The 17,159-nt window shown below is 71.3% G+C and carries 15 protein-coding genes and 1 pseudogene; 6 read left to right on the forward strand and 10 right to left on the reverse strand.

Annotated features, from left to right (window positions below; all coding sequences use genetic code 11):
• Positions 1 to 3: 3 nt before the first annotated feature.
• Entirely contained in the window at positions 4 to 2,850 is a 2,847-nt protein-coding gene (locus AS97_RS12290; RefSeq protein ID WP_086710054.1) for a penicillin acylase family protein, read from the reverse strand.
• Between the two features lie 201 nt (positions 2,851 to 3,051).
• On the opposite strand from AS97_RS12290, the gene AS97_RS12295 reads away from it, so the two are divergent.
• Both AS97_RS12295 and AS97_RS12300 read left to right on the forward strand, forming a co-directional pair.
• Positions 3,052 to 3,663, forward strand: coding sequence for a hypothetical protein (locus tag AS97_RS12295; RefSeq protein WP_059146969.1), 612 nt, complete (start codon positions 3,052 to 3,054; stop codon positions 3,661 to 3,663).
• Positions 3,664 to 3,899: 236 nt separating this feature from the next.
• A complete protein-coding gene (locus AS97_RS12300; RefSeq protein WP_059146968.1) occupies positions 3,900 to 4,361 on the forward strand; it encodes a MaoC family dehydratase in 462 nt (153 codons plus the stop codon).
• A gap of 43 nt (positions 4,362 to 4,404) precedes the next feature.
• Here AS97_RS12300 and AS97_RS12305 read toward each other — a convergent pair whose 3' ends face one another.
• The gene (locus tag AS97_RS12305) at positions 4,405 to 5,049 is read right to left on the reverse strand and encodes a TetR/AcrR family transcriptional regulator (RefSeq protein WP_059146967.1); all 645 of its coding nucleotides are present in this window, start codon (positions 5,047 to 5,049) and stop codon (positions 4,405 to 4,407) included.
• A 101-nt stretch (positions 5,050 to 5,150) separates the two neighbouring features.
• Positions 5,151 to 5,374: pseudogene (locus AS97_RS12310) on the reverse strand (chorismate-binding protein); the annotation flags it as partial.
• Positions 5,375 to 5,378: 4 nt separating this feature from the next.
• On the opposite strand from AS97_RS12310, the gene AS97_RS12315 reads away from it, so the two are divergent.
• Positions 5,379 to 5,792 (forward strand): MMPL family transporter, encoded by a 414-nt coding sequence (locus AS97_RS12315; protein WP_247204342.1) that lies wholly within the window; start codon positions 5,379 to 5,381, stop codon positions 5,790 to 5,792.
• Positions 5,793 to 5,899: 107 nt separating this feature from the next.
• On the opposite strand, the gene AS97_RS12320 is transcribed toward AS97_RS12315, so the two are convergent.
• Entirely contained in the window at positions 5,900 to 6,682 is a 783-nt protein-coding gene (locus AS97_RS12320; RefSeq protein WP_125759039.1) for an aminotransferase class IV, read from the reverse strand.
• Positions 6,683 to 6,799: 117 nt separating this feature from the next.
• Positions 6,800 to 8,125, reverse strand: a complete 1,326-nt coding sequence (locus AS97_RS12325) for an RNA-guided endonuclease TnpB family protein (protein ID WP_210564891.1) — start codon at positions 8,123 to 8,125, stop codon at positions 6,800 to 6,802.
• A 26-nt stretch (positions 8,126 to 8,151) separates the two neighbouring features.
• Here AS97_RS12325 and tnpA point away from each other — a divergent pair, with 26 nt between their 5' ends.
• Positions 8,152 to 8,583 (forward strand): IS200/IS605 family transposase, encoded by a 432-nt coding sequence (gene tnpA, locus AS97_RS12330; protein WP_210564892.1) that lies wholly within the window; start codon positions 8,152 to 8,154, stop codon positions 8,581 to 8,583.
• A gap of 22 nt (positions 8,584 to 8,605) precedes the next feature.
• Here the strand turns inward: tnpA and AS97_RS12335 are convergent, their stop codons facing one another.
• The gene (locus AS97_RS12335) at positions 8,606 to 9,160 is read right to left on the reverse strand and encodes a nuclear transport factor 2 family protein (protein WP_210564893.1); all 555 of its coding nucleotides are present in this window, start codon (positions 9,158 to 9,160) and stop codon (positions 8,606 to 8,608) included.
• Between AS97_RS12335 and AS97_RS12340 the strand changes: the two genes are divergently transcribed.
• Positions 9,110 to 9,625 carry a DUF402 domain-containing protein gene (locus AS97_RS12340; RefSeq protein ID WP_059146963.1) on the forward strand — a complete coding sequence of 172 codons (516 nt, stop codon included), beginning with the start codon at positions 9,110 to 9,112 and terminating at the stop codon, positions 9,623 to 9,625. The two genes, AS97_RS12335 and AS97_RS12340, sit on opposite strands and share 51 nt — an antisense overlap.
• A gap of 28 nt (positions 9,626 to 9,653) precedes the next feature.
• Here the strand turns inward: AS97_RS12340 and AS97_RS12345 are convergent, their stop codons facing one another.
• From AS97_RS12345 to AS97_RS12360, 4 genes are all read right to left on the reverse strand, one after another.
• Positions 9,654 to 10,937 (reverse strand): MFS transporter, encoded by a 1,284-nt coding sequence (locus AS97_RS12345; protein WP_059146962.1) that lies wholly within the window; start codon positions 10,935 to 10,937, stop codon positions 9,654 to 9,656.
• Between the two features lie 3 nt (positions 10,938 to 10,940).
• Positions 10,941 to 12,395 carry a citrate:proton symporter gene (locus AS97_RS12350; RefSeq protein WP_086710061.1) on the reverse strand — a complete coding sequence of 485 codons (1,455 nt, stop codon included), beginning with the start codon at positions 12,393 to 12,395 and terminating at the stop codon, positions 10,941 to 10,943.
• Between the two features lie 122 nt (positions 12,396 to 12,517).
• Positions 12,518 to 14,749, reverse strand: a complete 2,232-nt coding sequence (locus tag AS97_RS12355) for a molybdopterin-dependent oxidoreductase (protein ID WP_125759048.1) — start codon at positions 14,747 to 14,749, stop codon at positions 12,518 to 12,520.
• Positions 14,750 to 14,941: 192 nt separating this feature from the next.
• Positions 14,942 to 15,619, reverse strand: a complete 678-nt coding sequence (locus AS97_RS12360; RefSeq protein ID WP_059146959.1) for a TetR/AcrR family transcriptional regulator — start codon at positions 15,617 to 15,619, stop codon at positions 14,942 to 14,944.
• A gap of 101 nt (positions 15,620 to 15,720) precedes the next feature.
• Between AS97_RS12360 and hmgA the strand changes: the two genes are divergently transcribed.
• Positions 15,721 to 17,076 carry a homogentisate 1,2-dioxygenase gene (hmgA, locus tag AS97_RS12365; protein WP_185929957.1) on the forward strand — a complete coding sequence of 452 codons (1,356 nt, stop codon included), beginning with the start codon at positions 15,721 to 15,723 and terminating at the stop codon, positions 17,074 to 17,076.
• Positions 17,077 to 17,159: the final 83 nt, after the last annotated feature.

The following is a 17,159-nucleotide window of genomic DNA, read 5'->3' on the forward strand; positions in this document are numbered from 1 at the left end:
GCCTCAGCGGTGGGCCGGGAACTCCACGACCTGCTGGAAGGTGGGCCGGTTCTGCCAGCTGATCTTGTCGTGGGTCAGCCCGCCGACCGGCCGGTGGATGATGGCGTCGGCGCACCACTGGTCGCCCGCCGAGCAGTTGTCGTCGCCCGGGTAGACCTGGGCGGCGGTCTTGCCCACGGCCGACTTCAGGCTGGTCAGCAGGGCGTCACGGCAGGCGCTGAGCTGTCCGCCGCCGCAGTACGGCCGGGCCAGCGGCCCCTTGACGTCCTCGCCGAGGACCGAGCGCAGATCCTTGTCGACATAGGACCACCAGCCGTACTGGAAGGAGGATCCGGCGTGCGAGCCGGTGGGGCCGTGCCCGGCCGAGGGCGCCTCGTCGACCGTGAGATTGGCGCGCAGGGCGTCGTAGAGGCCGTCTCCCAGTCCCGATGTGAACTCGGCCTCGACCAGCAGCGGCCACCAGGCGTCCATGATCCGTACCGCGTCGGCGTGCCCGTAGGTGTGCGAGCCGGCGCTGGTCTCATGGCGCTGTGAGCCCGCCGACTGCCAGGACTCGAGCTGCTGTGCGGCGGTGGCGAGCTGGGGGTCGTCGATGGGCCCCGAGCGCAGCACCTTCAGCAGCTCCGGCAGCACGTCCTCGCCGCGCAGATCGGTGACGGCGGCCTCGGCCATGGCGCGGGTGAGCGCGGAGCGGGTGACGCCGCCCTTGCGGACCAGGGCGCGCACCCGGTCGTCGAGGAGGTTGCCGCGGTGCACCGAGCCGTTGCCGAAGCCGGCCGCGCTGTAGTCCTTGGCCAGCTTGTTGTTCCAGCTGATGTAGTAGTCCTGGTCGATGGACTGGGGATGTTCGGCGGGCGGCGTGGCGGCGGCGGTGTTGTCCTTGGGGTCGAAGTCCCGCCATTCGTAGGCGGTTTCACCCTTCACCGGAAGCGAGGCGTCGACGTCCGCGGCGCGCACCGGGTTGAGCCCGCTGTTGTAGTAGCCGGTCTGCCGGGAGTCGGCGTAGAACCAGTTGAAGGTGTAGTTGATGTTCTGCGCCGCGCTCTGGAAGGACTTGGCGTCGGTCACATAGCCCGGGTCATTGAGCATCTGGAAGCCGACGATGGAGTCGGCCTCGTGGCGGTAGGTGGAGCGCAGCATGGTGTAGGCCACCGGTGTGCCGTCGACGGTCGCGCGATGGGTCACCAGCCCGTACTTGGTGCGGTAGACCTGCATCCGGTACGAGCCCGCGGCGGTGGAGTCGGCGAGGGTGGGCTTCCAGGCGTTGCGCCGCTCCAGCTTGTCCATCGCCACGCAGTCGCCGTGGTAGCGGTAGTACGTGGAGTCCTTGGACGGTGTGGAGCCGTCCGGGGAGCACAGCTCGACCGCGTAGGTGTCGGTGATGTCCTGGCCGGAGGTGGTGGCGCTCCAGGCGTAGTCCTGGCCCCGGCCGAGCTGGATGTACATCCCGACCCCCGCGAAGGATGCGCCGCGAGCGCTGATCCCCGGGCCCTGGAGCTCCTGGAGCATCAGCAGCTGCGGGGCGAAGTAGCCGGTCTGCGGGCCGAAGACGGCCACCGGGTGGCCGCTCGCGGTGTACTTGCCGGAGACCACGAGCGCGTTGGACATGCCCTTCTTGCGGCTGAACAGATCGCGGGGCAGCACCCCGTCGTCGTAGATGCCGCGCAGCGGCTCCAGTGCTGCCTTCGGGGCCTTGACCTTGGTGCGGGCCGTGGCGCCGGACGTGGCGGTGGCGCCGCCCTCGCGGTCGTAGACGAGCTGTTCGGGGGTGACCGACCCGGCGTCGGGCAGCGCGGTGCCCTTGGGCGCGGCGGGCTTGCCGGCGTACGGGAAGCTGCCGTCGCGTACGGTCAGCGCCGCCTCCGGGTCGTTGCGCTCGCGGAAGGACTCCCACACCTTCGCGCCCTCGGCCAGGCCGTACTTCTGCTGGGCGGCGAGCAGCGAGAGCGCGCCCTCCACCTCACCGCCTCCGCCGTTGCCGAAGAGTGCGCCGACCACGGAGGCGAGGGCGATCAGGTCGGTGAGCTTGAACGGCTGGATCTCACCGGCGTTGGTGATCGCGTCGATATGGCCGGTGAGCACGTACTCACCGGGGAAGTACCGGCCGTCCTTGGCCTTCTTGGCGTAGGCGTTGATGCCGTCGACGTACGCCTGGGCGTCGGCCAGCGCCTGGCGGCCGCGCTCTCCGCCGTGGGCGAGGATGTAGTCGACCTGCGCCTGGTAGTCGGCCTCGGTGTACGGCGCCTGGCGGAAGAAGTCCTGTTCCAGGCCCTGGTTGGCGGGGGCGCCGCCGGCGAAGGAGGTCAGCTCGCCGCGGCCCACGTGGCGGAAGAGGTCCATCAGCCACAGCCGGTCCTGGGCGGCGGCGTATCCGGCGCCGTACTCGGTGCCCTCGCGGGTGGTGCCCTGGATGTGCGGGACGCCGGTCTTCTTGTCGCGGGTGATCGTGACGTCGCCGCGCGGCTTGGTCACGGAGGCGACCTGGTCGGCGGGGACTCCGAAGGAGGAGTCGTTGAAGAAATTCGTCAGCTTGTCGTCGGTGAGGGTGGGGTAGCCGCTCGCCAGGTCGCCGTACGGGCCGAGCTGGTCGGCGCTGTGCTCGGGGTGGGTGCCCAGCACCCGGTTGGCGAGGATGTCGGCGAGGGTGGCGTTGCCGGTGGCGCCCGGCGGGAGGATGTCGGAGCACTGGCCCCGGCAGTAGTCGGTGGCGGCCGCCGCGGCGGGCTCGGCCCGGGCCGGCTGTGGCACCGGCGCCGCGAGGGCGACGCCGAGGCCCAGCGCGGCGGCCGCGGCGAGCACGGTACTGGTGAACGTGCGGGTTCTGGTGGGCCTGGGGGTTCGTCGTCGCATGTGCGCTCCTCCCGATTGCCGTCGCGACGGAGGTTACCGGCGGTATTACCAGCCCGGAAGATGAGCGGACGTCAACTTCGTTGCGCGAGAGGACCAATGAGGACTGTCGGCGAAAGTCCGGGGAATTCGATGGATCCGGATCGCACTGCGTTACGTCCATTCGACAACGAGTCGGGTCCGCACTCGCGGAGGTGGTATGAAGTGGCCGGTTTCAGAGCACTGGCACGAGAAGTTCGCAATCCACGCAGACACATCACTGCTCGGCGCACATCGCTGCGCAAATGCCTTGAACGGTTCGCGCCGTACGGGCACCGGGCGACCTGGCACCATCTGTGCACCCGCTCCGGGATCCCCCCGGAGGACCGCAGGCCGGACCCCCTACGACTGCTCACCGCACTGGAAGAGCTCGAGGAGGCCCGCACGCTGTGGCTCGCGTACGAGGCGGACTTCGCCGCCCGGCGCAGGCAGGAGAAACTTCTCGGCATCCGGCAGCCGAGCATCGTCGACGACTGGCATCTGCGCACCTGGGGCGGATGCGACATCATTCCCTGCGAGAGCCCCTCGACCCATCCCGGCGACCGCCTCGCGGACGTGCTGCGACGGCTGATCGCCGCGATGGAGTCGGGACCGGGGTCGGCCTGCCCCGTGTGTGCGCAACGGGGCCTGGTCTGGCGCGAGGACCTGGACCGCTATCCATCGGCCGGGCCGGTCTGCGCGGACTGCGGCATCGTGGTGCCGCTGCCGCTGCTGACCACCGAGGCGCTGGCGGCGTCCCGGGGCACGGTCCGGCTGGGCCGTTACGCCACCGTATGAGGCGCCACCGTACGGCGCCCGGCCGCCCCTGGCCGGGAGCGCGCTCGCCAAAGTCCCCGCACCGGGTGGCCGGCGAGCGCGCCAAAACCCCTTGACGAGGACCGGCGAACGCTGACGTCCGCCGTGGCCGCGTCGGCGCGGAGCCCGCGTGCGGGGGCGCGGCGCGCGTTGACAGGGCCCGGGTCGGCCAACCATGCTGAGCAGTCGCTTAGTGAGTGGTTGCCCGGGAGGCACGCATGGCAGAGCCCAGGATCTTCACCTCGCCCGATGAACTGCGGTCCGCGGTCGGCGAGGAACTCGGCCCCAGTGACTGGCTGGAGATCGACCAGAAGCGCATCGATCTGTTCGCCGACGCGACCGGCGACCACCAGTGGATCCATGTGGACCCGGACAAGGCCGCCGCCGGTCCGTTCGGCACCACGATCGCGCACGGCTATCTGACGCTGTCCCTGCTGCCGTCGTTCACCCCGCAGCTGCTGCGGGTCGAAGGCGTGCGGATGGGCATCAACTACGGCGTGAACAAGGTCCGCTTCCCCTCCCCCGTCCCGGTCGGCTCCCGGCTGCGCGCCACCGGCCGGATCGTGGAGGTGGCCGAGGTCAAGGACGGGCAGCAGATGACGCTGGCGGTCACCCTCGAGCGGGAGGGCGGGACCAAGCCGGTGTGCGTGGCGGAGTGCGTCGTCCGCCACTACTCCTGACGACGGCGTCCCCCCTACGGCAGGTCCTGACCGGCCGTCGTCCTTACGGCCGCCGGTCCTGACCGCCGTCGGCGCCCACCATGCGCAGCACCAGACCCGCGTAGAGGTCGCCGACCTCGTCGGGGGTGCTGCGCCCGCGGGCGTTGAACCAGCGGGCGACATCGATGCACAGGGACAGCACCGCGACCGTGGCGCCGCGCACATCCGGGACGTCGAAGGCGCCCGCCTTCACCCCGTCCTCGATGATCGAGCGCACCGCCCCGTCCGTGGCCTTGCGGACGGCGATGACCTCGGCGTGGTGCTCCTCGGCGAGCGCGCCGAGCTCGTACTGCACCACCCGCGCGGTCATATGGTGCTCCGCGTGCCAGCGGACGAAGGCGCGCACGGCGCGGGCCAGCCGCTCGGCGGGCGTGCCCGCGCTGTCCCGCTCCCGCTCCACGATCTCCAGGGCCCGCTCATGGCCGACCTTGCTGATCTGGTAGAGCAGCTCTTCCTTGGTCTTGTAGTGGATGTAGAGGGCGGCCGGGCTCATTCCGGCGCGGCTCGCGATGTCCCGGGTGGTGGTGGCGTGGTAGCCGCGCTCCGCGAAGGCGTGCACGGCGGCGCTCACCAGCCGCCGGGCGGCGTCGGGGGTGATGTCGCCCCAGGGCTCGATCCCGCCCCCGCTGTTCTTCGGCTCCGCGTCCATGGCGGACACCCTACACGGAGAGTGAGCAAGCGCTTAGAGGTCCCCGGAGGGCCCCACAGGGCCACCCCGGACGGCCGTGCCCGCTCGACGCCGGTGCCCGGTCAGCGGGCGGCCGCCGTCTCCGTGCCCACCCGGCCGGGGAACTCCGCGCCCAGCAGCCGCAGCAGCGGGTCGCCTTCACGGCCGTCTCCTCGAACTCCTCGTCCGGGTCGGACAGCGCCACGATCGCGCCGCCCACCCCGTACCGGAACCGGTCCGGGGTCACCACCAGGGTGCGGATCACGATGCTCAGATCGCAGGCCCCGGACAGCGAGAAGTAGCCGATCCCGGTGACGCTCTTCGGCCCCGCCTTCGGGCTCGCGATGCACTATCAGGTCTTCCTGCTGTCCCGGATGCGGGAGGAGTACGAGCTGACCGGTTCGCCGACGGCCGCGGTGGCCCGGGGGCTGGAGCGCACCGGGCGCATCGTGACGGCGGCGGCGGTGGCGATCTCGGTGGTCTTCCTGGCGTTCACCGTCTCCGGCATCTCGCTGGTGAGGGCGTACGGGATCGGGCTGCCGCTGGCCGTCCTGATGGACGCGACGCTCATCCGGGGGGCCGTGCTGCCCGCCGCGATGCGGCTGGGCGGGCGCGCCACCTGGTGGGCCCCGGCCCCGCTGCGGCGGCTGCACAGCCGGTACGGCCTGCGGGAGGAGCCCGCGGCGGCGGCGCGGCGCGACGGCGACCGGGCCCTGACCGGCTGACCGGCCCGCCGCCCCAGGCGGCTCACGACGGCCCAAGCCGGTTCACGACGGCCCACGGGTCCGCCGCCCGGCACACCGGGCGCGGACCCGCCTCATGTGCCGCGGCTTTACAGCGGTTCGGCGTCCGTCGCGGCGTACTCCTCGCGCAGCACATCCAGGACGGGGTGGCCGGGGTCGAACTCCACCCCGTCGATCGACCGGATCGCCCGCACCCCCACCCCCGCGTTGAGGGCGAAGGCCGCCTCCAGCTCGCCGAACCGGTCACGGCCGATCGGCTCGGTGTGCTGCGGTCCGGCATGGCCGCGGCGGAGCAGTTCCCGGGTGACGCCGGGCAGGCACCCGGCCTCCGGCCACAGCAGACGGTGGCCGTCGAAGAATCCCACGTTCCAGGTCGCGCCCTCGGACACCGCACCCCGGTCGTCCGTCAGCAGCACATCGTCATAGCCGTCGAGCTGGGCGAGGCGGCGCAGCCGCAACAGCCCGAACAGCCCGACGTGTTTGACCTCCGGCAGGTCGCGGTGGTGCGCCACGGTGCGCACGCTCAGCGGGGGCAGCGAGGGCGACGCGGCGGGCCGGGTGGTGACCAGGATCCCCGGCCGGGCCTCGGCCCCGGGCCGCTCCAGCCCGAGGTCGGGGTCGTACACGGTCACCCGGACGGTGCGCGGCTCCGTGGCGTCCGTGACGGCGCGCCGGGCCAGTTCGCGGATCCGGTCCCGGTCCGGTGCGGTGCCGAACAGCACCCCGCAGTCCCGTACCAGCCGGTCCAGATGGAGGGACAGCCCCCGTACCCGGCCGTCCTCCACGCGCATGGTGGTGAAGTGGCCGTAGTTGGTCATGGCCAGCGCCGTCAGTTCGCGGATGCCCGCCGGTTCCCCGTTCAGCTCTGTCATCGGGCCAGTCTCGCAGCCGGGGGGTGGACGGACTCGGCGAGTCGCCCGAGCTTATCGGGGTTGATCAGGCCTTGAAGTTCTCCCCTCCCTTCGCAAGCTCAGGAAGGGGATTCCCGTCTACCTTGCGGCGACAGGCTTGACGGTCTTAGCCGCCCTGCGACCGCGCCTTCCGGCGGCCGGGACCTCCACGATGTCGTGGCCGATCCGGTACAGGTGCAAAATGTTCCTCGCTGCGTTCCAGTCGGCGTTGCACTGGAAGTCGCAGTCGGGGTTCTTGCATACGAACGTGGCCTGGTCTTCCCTGCTGCCGGGGACGGTGAATCCGCATGCGGAGCAGCGTCGGGAGGTGTTCGGGGCGGGAACCTTGACGAGCTGGCCGCCGTAGCGGGCGAGCTTGTACGTCAGTATCGTGACCGTGCGTCCCCACGCCTCTTGTGCGATGGAGCGGTTGAGACCGGCCTTGGCTCTGACGTTCTTGCCCGGCTCCTCGATGGTGCCCCGGGCGGACTTGACCATGTTCGTGATGTTGAGCTGTTCGACCACGATCACGCCGTACCTACGGGCGAGGTAGGTGGTCGTCTTGTGCTGCCAGTCCAAGGCTCGTCGCGTGGCTTTTGCTCGGAGCTGCTTGATCTGGTCGTAGGTGTGCTGCAAGCGGCGGGAGGTCTTCTCCCCCTTCTTGCGCAAGCTCTTGCGGTGTGCGGCCTGCCGTTCCAGCTTGAGGAGTTTGGCCTTCTCCTTCGGGGTGAGCCATTTGTCCCGGTCGGCGGTGCCGTCCGGCAGGCGTGGAGGACGCCCGTGGTCCTGGTGGTCCTTGTTGGACAAGGCGAGGGGGATGTTCACTCCGGCGTCGATGCCGACTTCCGGACCCTGGTGGGGCTGCGGCTTGACTTCGAGGGTCTGGATACGGAAAGCGATGTGCCAGCCAAGCGCATCCTTCACCAGCCGGGCGCCGGTGATCCTGTTGTCGGTGCCTGCTCGCTTGCCCACGGGGAGGTCTTTAGTCCAGCGGAAGCGGACGCGGCCGATCTTCGGCAGGCTGACCATGCCCCAGCGGCGGTGGACGCGGACGATGTTCAGGTCACGGCCCTGCGGGATGTCCACAGACATTGCCGACCGGAACCGGGCCTTGAAGTTCGGCTCGTCTGCCCGGCCTTCCCAGCAGTTCACCCAGGCGCGGAAGTACGTCTTCAGCACCGCCTGGGATGCCTGCGCGGGCAGCTCGGCGAGGAAGTCGAGCTCTTTACGGGCTTCCCGTATCGCCGCATCAGCGGCGGCGAGGGTCCGCTTGTCCTTCGGCATCATCTGCCACCAGGCATGCAGGCAGTTCCACATAGTGCGGGCCGCGTGCGCCTGGTCGTCCATGACCCGGATCCCGGCAGGGCTGAGCGCCAGTCGGGCACGGTGCCCGAACTGCCGCTTCACCAGGCCGAGTTCACTCATGGCGATCACTGTACTACATTTGGTTTATGTCACCTCGCTGGAACCCGAATCCTGATGTCAGGACCGGTCGCCACGTCGTCTACAACCTTCACGTCCACTTGGTGTTTGTCACCAGGTACCGGCGCAAAGCATTCACCAACGAGATGACGACGCGCTGCGAAGAGATCATGCGGGAGGTCTGCGCGGACTTCGAGGCCGATCTGAAGGAGTTCAACGGCGAAGAGGATCACGTACACCTGCTCGTGCACTACCCGCCGAAGGTCCAGCTCTCCAAGCTGGTCAACTCACTCAAGGGAGTCTCCGCCCGCCTGCTGCGCAAGGAGTACGACGCGCACGTCCGCAGGCACCTGTGGGGCGGACACTTCTGGTCCGGCTCCTACTTCGCCGGAAGCTGCGGCGGGGCGCCCCTGACCGTCGTGAAGCAGTACATCGAGAACCAGAAGCGCCCCGTGGGCTGAGCTGAATACTGCGGACCCGTACTCATGCGCGGGTCAGAACAGTTCTGAGATGGCCTTCACCCCCGGCGTAAACGCCGGAGCACTGGCCAAGATCAAAGGTAGACGCCGCGCACCCGCTCGCCGTCGGGCGCGGGGTCGAACACCCCGCCGCGTACAGCGTCCCGCCGACGGACAGGACCACCCCCGGGGCCCCGTTGAGCTGCACCGGGCGCGCGTCGAAGGGGGGCAACCGCGCGCTGACGGCGGCCACCGGGCGGGCCACCTCGTCCCGGCCCTCGACCACGCGGAGGGCGGCGCGGCGCTTGCCCCCGCCGTCGCTCCACATGACCACCTCCGGGGCCAGGACATCCATCAGGGCGTCGAGGTCACCGCCGATGGCCGCGTCGAGGAACCGCTCGGTGACGATGCGCTGGGTGGAGCGGTCGAGGTCGTAGCGCGGCCGCCGGGCCTCGACGCGCTCCTTGGCGCGGTGGGCGAGCTGGCGGACGGCGCCGGACGCCCTTCCGGCACCGCTTAGGATCGCCTCATGGCCGATCTCGTATCCGTGAACTACACCAAGTACGACGGCACTTTGCACTGGAACCTGCGGATGCGCAGGCTGGGCGAGGACGACCACGGCGTCTGGCTGGGGCTGCCCGGCGGGACGGTCATCCGCAAGGGGTACGGCCCGATGGTGCCGATCGCCTGCGCGCATGTGATCCTCCTGCCGCGCGAGGCGTGGTGGACCGCGACGTTCAACGCCCCGCCCCGGGAGACCGAGATCTACTGCGACATCGCCACGCCTCCGCGATGGGTCTCCTCCCACGAGGTCACGATGGTGGACCTGGACCTCGATGTCATCCGCAAGCGGGACGGCAGGACCCTGCTGGACGACGAGGACGAGTTCGCCGAGCACCAGGTGCGGTACGGCTATCCGGCGGATGTCATCGCGGAGGCCGAGGCGGCGGCACGGCGGCTGATGGACGCGGTCGGCGGGCGCGCCGAGCCGTTCGGGAATGCCTGTGAGCCGTGGCTGGGCATGGTCGACGGCGAGCGGCCCTGACGCGGCTCACCGTCATCCCACCGCCGCCTCACCGGGGTGGGTGCCCCGCGCCCCGCGAGGCCGAAGTGCCCTCCGTACGTCGCTCCCTGGGCGCGGGCCGGGCCTCGCCGGGATCGGTGGCCGGGCGCCCGCGCAGCGGACGGACGGCTATGCCCGCCGATATCAGAAGCAGCCCGCCCAGCATGACGAAGGGGGCGGCCGTGCCCGCGAGCCCCGCGAGCACACCGGCGGAGGCGGGCGCGGCGACCTGGCCGAGCCGGTTGCCGGTCAGCCGCAGCGCGAGAGCCGTGCTGCGCGCCCCCTCCGGGGCGGCCTGGACGACGGTCGTCATCGACAGCGGCTGTCCGACGCCGAGGCAGAAGCCGAGCCCGGCCAGCAGCACCCCGAGCGCCCAGGCGGGCACCGGCAGGGCGATGCCCGCGCACAGCAGCGCGGCGCCCAGACAGCTCACGGCCATCAGCACGGTGCGGCCCATCAGCCGGATCATCGGGGTCATGGCGAGCCGGCAGGCCACCGTGGCGGCGGCGCGCAGGCTGAGCAGCACCCCGACGACCGCGGGCGAGATACCGCGCTGTTCGCCGACGACCGGCAGATAGGCGGTGAGGATGTCGGTGGCGGAGAGCACGGCGAGGCTGATGAACATGCCGGAGGGGACCCCGCGGGTGGTCAGGATGGACCGTACGGAGACCTTCCGGGCGGGGGCCTCCTTGGCGGGCGCCGCCGCCGTCCCGGCCGGGCGGCGCTCGATGCGCCACAGCGAGGTGCAGGAGAACGCGGCGAGGGCGGCGGAGACGAACAGCGCGACGGCACTGGTGCGGGCCATCGCCCCGTCGTGTCCGGAGACCACCAGACCGGCCGCGATGGGCCCGATGAGCTGGCCGAGCGAGGCGCCGATGGTGAAGTGGCCGAAGTTGCGGTCCTGTTCGTCGGGGGCGCTCTGGCGGGCCACGATGGACTGGGCGCCGATGACGAACGACAGATGGCCGAGCCCCATCACCCCGCTCCACGCGGCCATCGCGGGCAGCGATCCGGCCGTACCGCTGAACGCGCAGCCGGTGGCGATGAGGGCGACCCCGATGGGCAGCAGCGGGGCGCACCGGCCGTGGTCGGTGCGCCGCCCCAGCGGTACGGCGGCGAACAGCGGCAGCAGGGCGTAGATACCGACGATCACACCGACCGCGCGGGCGTCGGCGCCGAGCGCGAGGGCCCGGTAGGAGACGGCGGGCCGTGCCATGCTCACCGCCCCCTGGGTGAACGAGAAGGCGATGACCAGGCGCAGCAACCAGCCCCTACCGGGCTCTGAACTCTTCACGGGTCAGATGATGCCGAAGAGGAGACCGGCGGCGAGCACCACCAGGGAGGTGAGCACCGCCCATTTCACGGTGAACCGGGTGTGGTCGCCGAATTCGACCTTGGCCATGCCGACGAGCACGTAGACCGCGGGGACCAGCGGGCTCGACATGTGCAGGGCCTGTCCGACGAGCGAGGCGCGGGCGATCTCCAGCGTGGAGACCCCGTGCGCGGCTCCGGCCTCGGCGAGGATCGGCACGATGCCGAAGTAGAAGCCGTCGTTGGACATGAAGTAGGTGAGCGGGATGGACAGCACGCCGGTGACGATGCCCATCTGCGGGCCCATGCCCTCGGGGACGCCGTCGACCAGCCAGCGGGCCATGTGCTCGACCATGCCGGTGCCGGTGAGGACGCCGGTGAAGACGGCGGCGGCGAAGACCATTCCGGAGACGTTGACGACGTTCTCGGCGTGTGCGGCGACACGGGCCTTCTGGTCGTTCATCTGCGGGAAGTTGACGGTGAGCGCGACGGCCGCGGCGAGCAGGAAGAGGACCGGGATCGGCATGGTCTCGGTCACCATCAAGGCGAGGAGAGCGATGGTGAGGGCCGCGTTGAACCAGTAGAGCTTGGGGCGCAGGGTGGCGCGGTTCGGGTCGAGGCCCTTGAACTCGTCGTCGTCCGAGGAGTCGGAGGCATCCGAGGCGCCGGGGCCGTTCGGGGACGGGGCCTTGGCGTCGGCGCCGGAGCCCGCGCCGCCGGTCATGGCGGCCTTGCCGCCCTTACCGCCCTTGGCCCCTTTGCCGCCGGAGCCCGCGCCGACCAGCACCTGCTCGGGGTCGCCCGCGGTGACCTCGTCCAGCGTCAGCACGCCCAGCCGCCTGCGCTCGCGCAGACCGAGGCCGTAGGAGAGGGCGATCACGAAGAGCAGGCCGACCGCGAGGGCCGGGATCATGGGCACGAAGATGTCGCTCGCGTCGACCTTGAGCGCGGCGGCGGCGCGGGCGGTGGGGCCGCCCCAGGGCAGCGTGTTCATCACGCCGTTGGCCATGGCCGCGACACCGGTCATCACCACCAGGCTCATCTTCAGCCGCCGGTAGAGCGGCACCATCGCCGACACGGTGATCATGAAGGTGGTGGAGCCGTCGCCGTCGAGCGAGACGATCGCCGCGAGGATCGCGGTGCCGACCACCACCCGCATCGGGTCCGCCTTGCAGAACCGCAGGATGACCCGGACGATCGGGTCGAAGAGGCCGACGTCGATCATCACCCCGAAGTAGATGATGGCGAACATCAGCATGGCGGCCGTGGGGGCCAGCTCGCCGACACCCTTGAGGACGTAGTCCCCGAGGTGCGCCCCCTTCCCGACAAGCACACAGAACAGCGCGGGGATGAGCACCAGGGCGCCCATCGGGGACATCTTCTTCATCATGATCAGGACAAGGAATGTCCCGATCATGACGAAGCCGAGGATGGTCAGCATAGTTTGGCTACCTCACGTTCGCCTTTGAACTCCCCCAGTTTTGGCGGTCGAGGTGACGTTAGGTGCGGCAACTTTCCGTTAACAAGGTCTTGACGCGTGAGCAATAAGCGCAAAACCCCAGGTCAGTGCTGTAGCGAGGGCGAAACGCGCACGGGGTGGGCATTGAGCACCGCCGTACCGGAGAGCGGATCCAGCCGTGAGCCGTCGAAGAGCTGGTTGACATTGACCCCGGGGCTGGCCCCGGCCACGGACAGCCGGACACCGGCCCGGGCGTGGCCCCAGCCGTGCGGCAGGCTCACCACTCCGGCCCGTACCGCGTCGGTCACCTCGACCGGCACCTCCAGCTCCCCGCCGTCGCCCTTGACCCGGGCCAGGCCGCCGTCGGCCAGGCCCAGCCGGGTGGCGTCCTCGGGGTGCACCTGGAGCGTGCAGCGGTTGGTGCCGCCCATCAGGGCCGGGACGTTGTGCATCCAGCTGTTGTTGGAGCGCAGATGGCGGCGGCCGACCAGCAGCAGCCCCGAGGGCCGGTCGGCCAGCGACCGGCGCAACCGCTCCACATCGGCGGCCAGCGGCTCCGGGCACAGCTCCACCGTGCCGCTGCGGGTCTTGAGCAGCCCGGGGACGCGCGGGCGCAGCGGGCCGAGGTCGATGCCGTGCGGATGGGCGAGCAGCTTCTCCAGGCTCAGCCCGTCGGGGTCGGCGCCGAACCCGTCGCCGTACGGGCCCAGCCGCAGCATCATGTCCAGCCGCCGCTCGGGGCCGTCCACCCCGGTCAGCCGCGCGGCCAGCTCGGCGGGCTCGCGTCCGTACACCGGGGACGCCGGGTCGGCGACCTCCTTGCCGAGGGTCCCCTCGATCGCCATCGCGTCCACCGCCGCCGGATCGTCGCCGCCGTGCCCGCTCACGCACAGCACCAGCCGTGCCAGGATGGCGCTCTCGCTCAGCCGGTCCGCCTCCAGCGGGATCACCGGGCGGGTGTAGCGGACCTGGTTGCGTACGGACAGGCTGTTGAAGGCGTAGTCGAAGTGGGGGCTGCGGCTGGGCGGCGGCGGGGGCAGCACCACATGGGCGTGGCGCGAGGTCTCGTTGAGGTACGGGTCCACGCTGACCATGAAGTCGAGCCCGGCCAGCGCCCGGTCCAGGCGATCGCCGTCCGGTGCGGAGAGCACGGGGTTGGCCGCGAGCGCCAGCACCGCCCGTATCCGCCCCTCGCCCGGGGTCTCGATCTCCTCGGCCAGCGCGACGGTGGGCAGTTCGCCCTTGGCCTCGGGGTATCCGCTGACCCGGCTGTGCCAGCGGCCGAGCGCGAAGCCCCTGCCGGGCCGCGCCGGGCGCTCCCGCCGACCCGTGGCGGCGAGCGGGAACATCATGCCGCCGGGCCGGTCGAGCTGCCCGATGAGCACGTTGACCACATCGACCAGCCAGCTGGTGAGGGTGCCGAACTCGACGGTGGTGGAGCCGACCCGCCCGTACACCACGCCCTGGGACGCGGCGGCCAGCTCACGGGCGAGGGTGCGGATCTCCTCGGCGGGCACATCGCACGCCTCGGCCACGGCCTCCGGCGGGAAGTCCGCGGCCAGCGACCGCACCTCCGCCACCCCGCTGACGTGCTCGGCGAGCGGGCCCGGGGCCACCAGGTCCTCGGCGAACAGCACCTGCACCATGGCGAAGAGCAGCAGGGCATCGGTGCCGGGCCGGATCGCCACATGGCGGTCGGCCAGCTTGGCGGTCCGGGTGCGCCGGGGGTCGACCACCACCAGCCGCCCGCCGCGCCGCCGCAGCGCCCGCAGCCGCCCGGGGAAGTCGGGGGCGGTGCACAGGCTGCCGTTCGAGTCCAGCGGGTTGGCGCCGAGCATCAGCAGATGGTCCGTACGGTCCAGATCGGGCACCGGAATGGCGTTGGCGTCGCCGTACAGCAGTCCGCTGGAGACATGCTTGGGCATCTGGTCGAGGGTGCTGGCGCTGAAGACGTTACGGGTGCGCAGCGCGCCGAGCAGCAGCTGCGGATAGAGCCCGCCGGCCACGGTGTGGACGTTGGGGTTGCCGAGCACGACCCCCACGGACTGCGGTCCGTGCTCGGCCAGCAGCGGGGCCAGCCCCTCCCGCACGGCGGCGAACGCCTCGTCCCAACTGGCCTCCTCAAGGCGCCCGGCACGGCGCACCAGGGGGCGCCGCAGCCGGTCGGGGTCGGCGTCGAGCTCGCCGATCGCGGCGCCCTTGGGGCAGATGAAGCCACGGCTGAAGATGTCCTCGTGATCGCCGCGCGCCCCGGTCACCCTCCCCTCGTCGATGGTGAGGGTCAGCCCGCAAGTGGCTTCGCAGAGCGGGCAGATACGCAGGGCAGTGCTGCTCATCGGTCTCTCCCAGGGACGGCGGCGAGGCCGCGATGACGCGCCGGACCCGGTCACCATACCGACTGGTAGGCATGTCGGGGAGGTGTCGACGGGAAGTACCGAGGCGGGACGGGAAGTACCGAGGCGGGACGGGAAGTGCCGAGGCGGGACGGGAAGTGCCGAGGCGGGACGGGAAGTGCCGAGGTCCCCGGATCAGTCCAGAACCCGGGCCAGATAGGCGCGCAGCAGCTCCTTCGTCTCCGCCACGATCGCCGGATCGCCCTCGGGATCCACCCGGAACGCCAGCCGCAGCAGCGCGTCCGCCGCCTCGACCGCGAGCAGGAAGGCCACCCGCAGCCGCTCCTCGGCCGCCTCGTCCCCGGCGGCGTCACCGGCCCCGGCGGGGGCGCCGGTCGCGAGCCGGTCGGCGAGCAGCATCCGCAGCCGGTCGGCGACCAGATGGTTGGGCTGCTGCGGCTGTGCGGTGGCCGGGACCGGATTCCCGAACTCGATGAGCGCGAACCCGGGCGCCCCGCGCTTCATCGCCAGATACTCGTCGACGACGACGTCCATCGCCTCCCGCCAGCCGCCGCCCCCGTTCGGCCCGGAGTCCGGCCCGTGGTCCGGCCCGGACTCCGAGGCGGCCAGCCGCCGGGTGATCCGCGCCGCGTACTCGTCCAGATTGCGGTGGGCCAGCGCCTCGGCCATCGCCCGCTTGTTGGAGAAGAAGCGGTAGACCGAGCCGATGGGGACATTGGCGCGCTCGGCGACGGCCCGGGTGCTCAGCTCTTCGTAGCTGATCTCGTCGAGCAGCTCGGCACAGGCGTCGAGGATCCGGCCGAGGCGCTCGGCGCTGCGGCGCTGGACCGGCTGGCGGCGGAGGGGCGGCATGGGCACGCCCCCATCCTGCCCGATCATTGACTCACCCGGGTTTCGATTCCTATCGTCTCATAGAGGAATCCAGCGGTGCGGCGGAGCGGTGGGAGCGCGCGATGGGCGATGGCACAGGCATGGAGCAGGGGATCGAGCAGGCGCGGAAGACGGCCGAAGGGCTGGCGTACACCTCCGGCTTCGGCAATGAGCACAGCAGCGAGGCCGTGCCCGGCGCACTGCCCATCGGCCGCAACTCCCCCCAGCGCGCGCCCCTCGGGCTCTACGCGGAGCAGCTGAGCGGCACCGCCTTCACCGAGCCGCGCGCCACCAACCGGCGCTCCTGGCTGTACCGCATCCGGCCGTCCGCCGCGCATCCGCCGTTCACCCGGATCGCGGGCGGCGCGCTGCGCGGCGCGCCCTTCACCGAGGCCGCGCCCGACCCCAACCGGCTGCGCTGGGACCCGCTGCCGGAGCCGCCGGCGGGCACCGACTTCCTCGACGGGCTGTGGACGCTGGGCGGCAACGGCGACGCCACCCAGCGCGCGGGGATGGCCATTCACCTCTACGCCGCCAACGCGCCCATGACCGACCGGGTGTTCAGCGACGCGGACGGCGAGCTGCTGATCGTCCCCGAGCGGGGCGGGCTGCTGCTGCGCACCGAGTTCGGTCTGCTGCGCGCCGAGCCGGGGCATGTCGCGCTGATCCCGCGCGGGGTGCGGTTCCGGGTGGAGCCGCTGGAGCCGTCCGTGCGCGGCTATGTGTGCGAGAACTACGGCCGCCCCTTCACCCTGCCCGACCTCGGCCCGATCGGCGCCAACGGGCTGGCGAACCCCCGCGACTTCCTCGCCCCGGTCGCGGCGTACGAAGACGTGGAGGGGGCTCGCCCGGTGGAGGTGGTCAACAAGTTCTGCGGCAACCTGTGGGCCGCCACCTACGACCACTCGCCGCTGGATGTGGTCGCCTGGCACGGCAACCATGTGCCGTACGTGTACGACCTGCGCCGGTTCAATGTGCTCGGCACCATCAGCTACGACCACCCGGACCCGTCCATCTTCACGGTGCTCACCTCGCCCTCCGACACCCCCGGGCTCGCGGGCGTGGACTTCGTGGTCTTCGCCCCGCGCTGGCTGGTCGGGGAGGACACCTTCCGGCCGCCGTACTTCCACCGCAATGTGATGAGCGAGTACATGGGGCTGATCGAGGGCGCCTACGACGCGAAGACCGGCGGCGCGGGGGGCTTCGTACCGGGCGGTGGCTCGCTGCACAACATGATGTCCGCGCACGGCCCGGACCATGAGACCTTCGAACGGGCGAGCGCGGCCGAGCTGGCGCCGCACCGGCTGGACGACGGGCTGGCCTTCATGTTCGAGACCCGCTGGCCGGTCACGGCCACCCGGCAGGCGCTGGAGGCGGACCATCTCCAGGGGCGCTATGACGACGTATGGCAGGGTCTGGAACGCCATTTCCGCCCTTGACCGCCGCCGTTGGACGCGGTGGGACGGCGCCGCTGACGCGGTTGACCGCCACCGTGCGGCCGCTGCCGTGACTCGTGACCGGA

The sequence above is a fragment of the Streptomyces sp. AgN23 genome (genome assembly GCF_001598115.1).
In the GTDB taxonomy this organism is placed as follows: Bacteria; Actinomycetota; Actinomycetes; order Streptomycetales; family Streptomycetaceae; genus Streptomyces; species Streptomyces antimycoticus.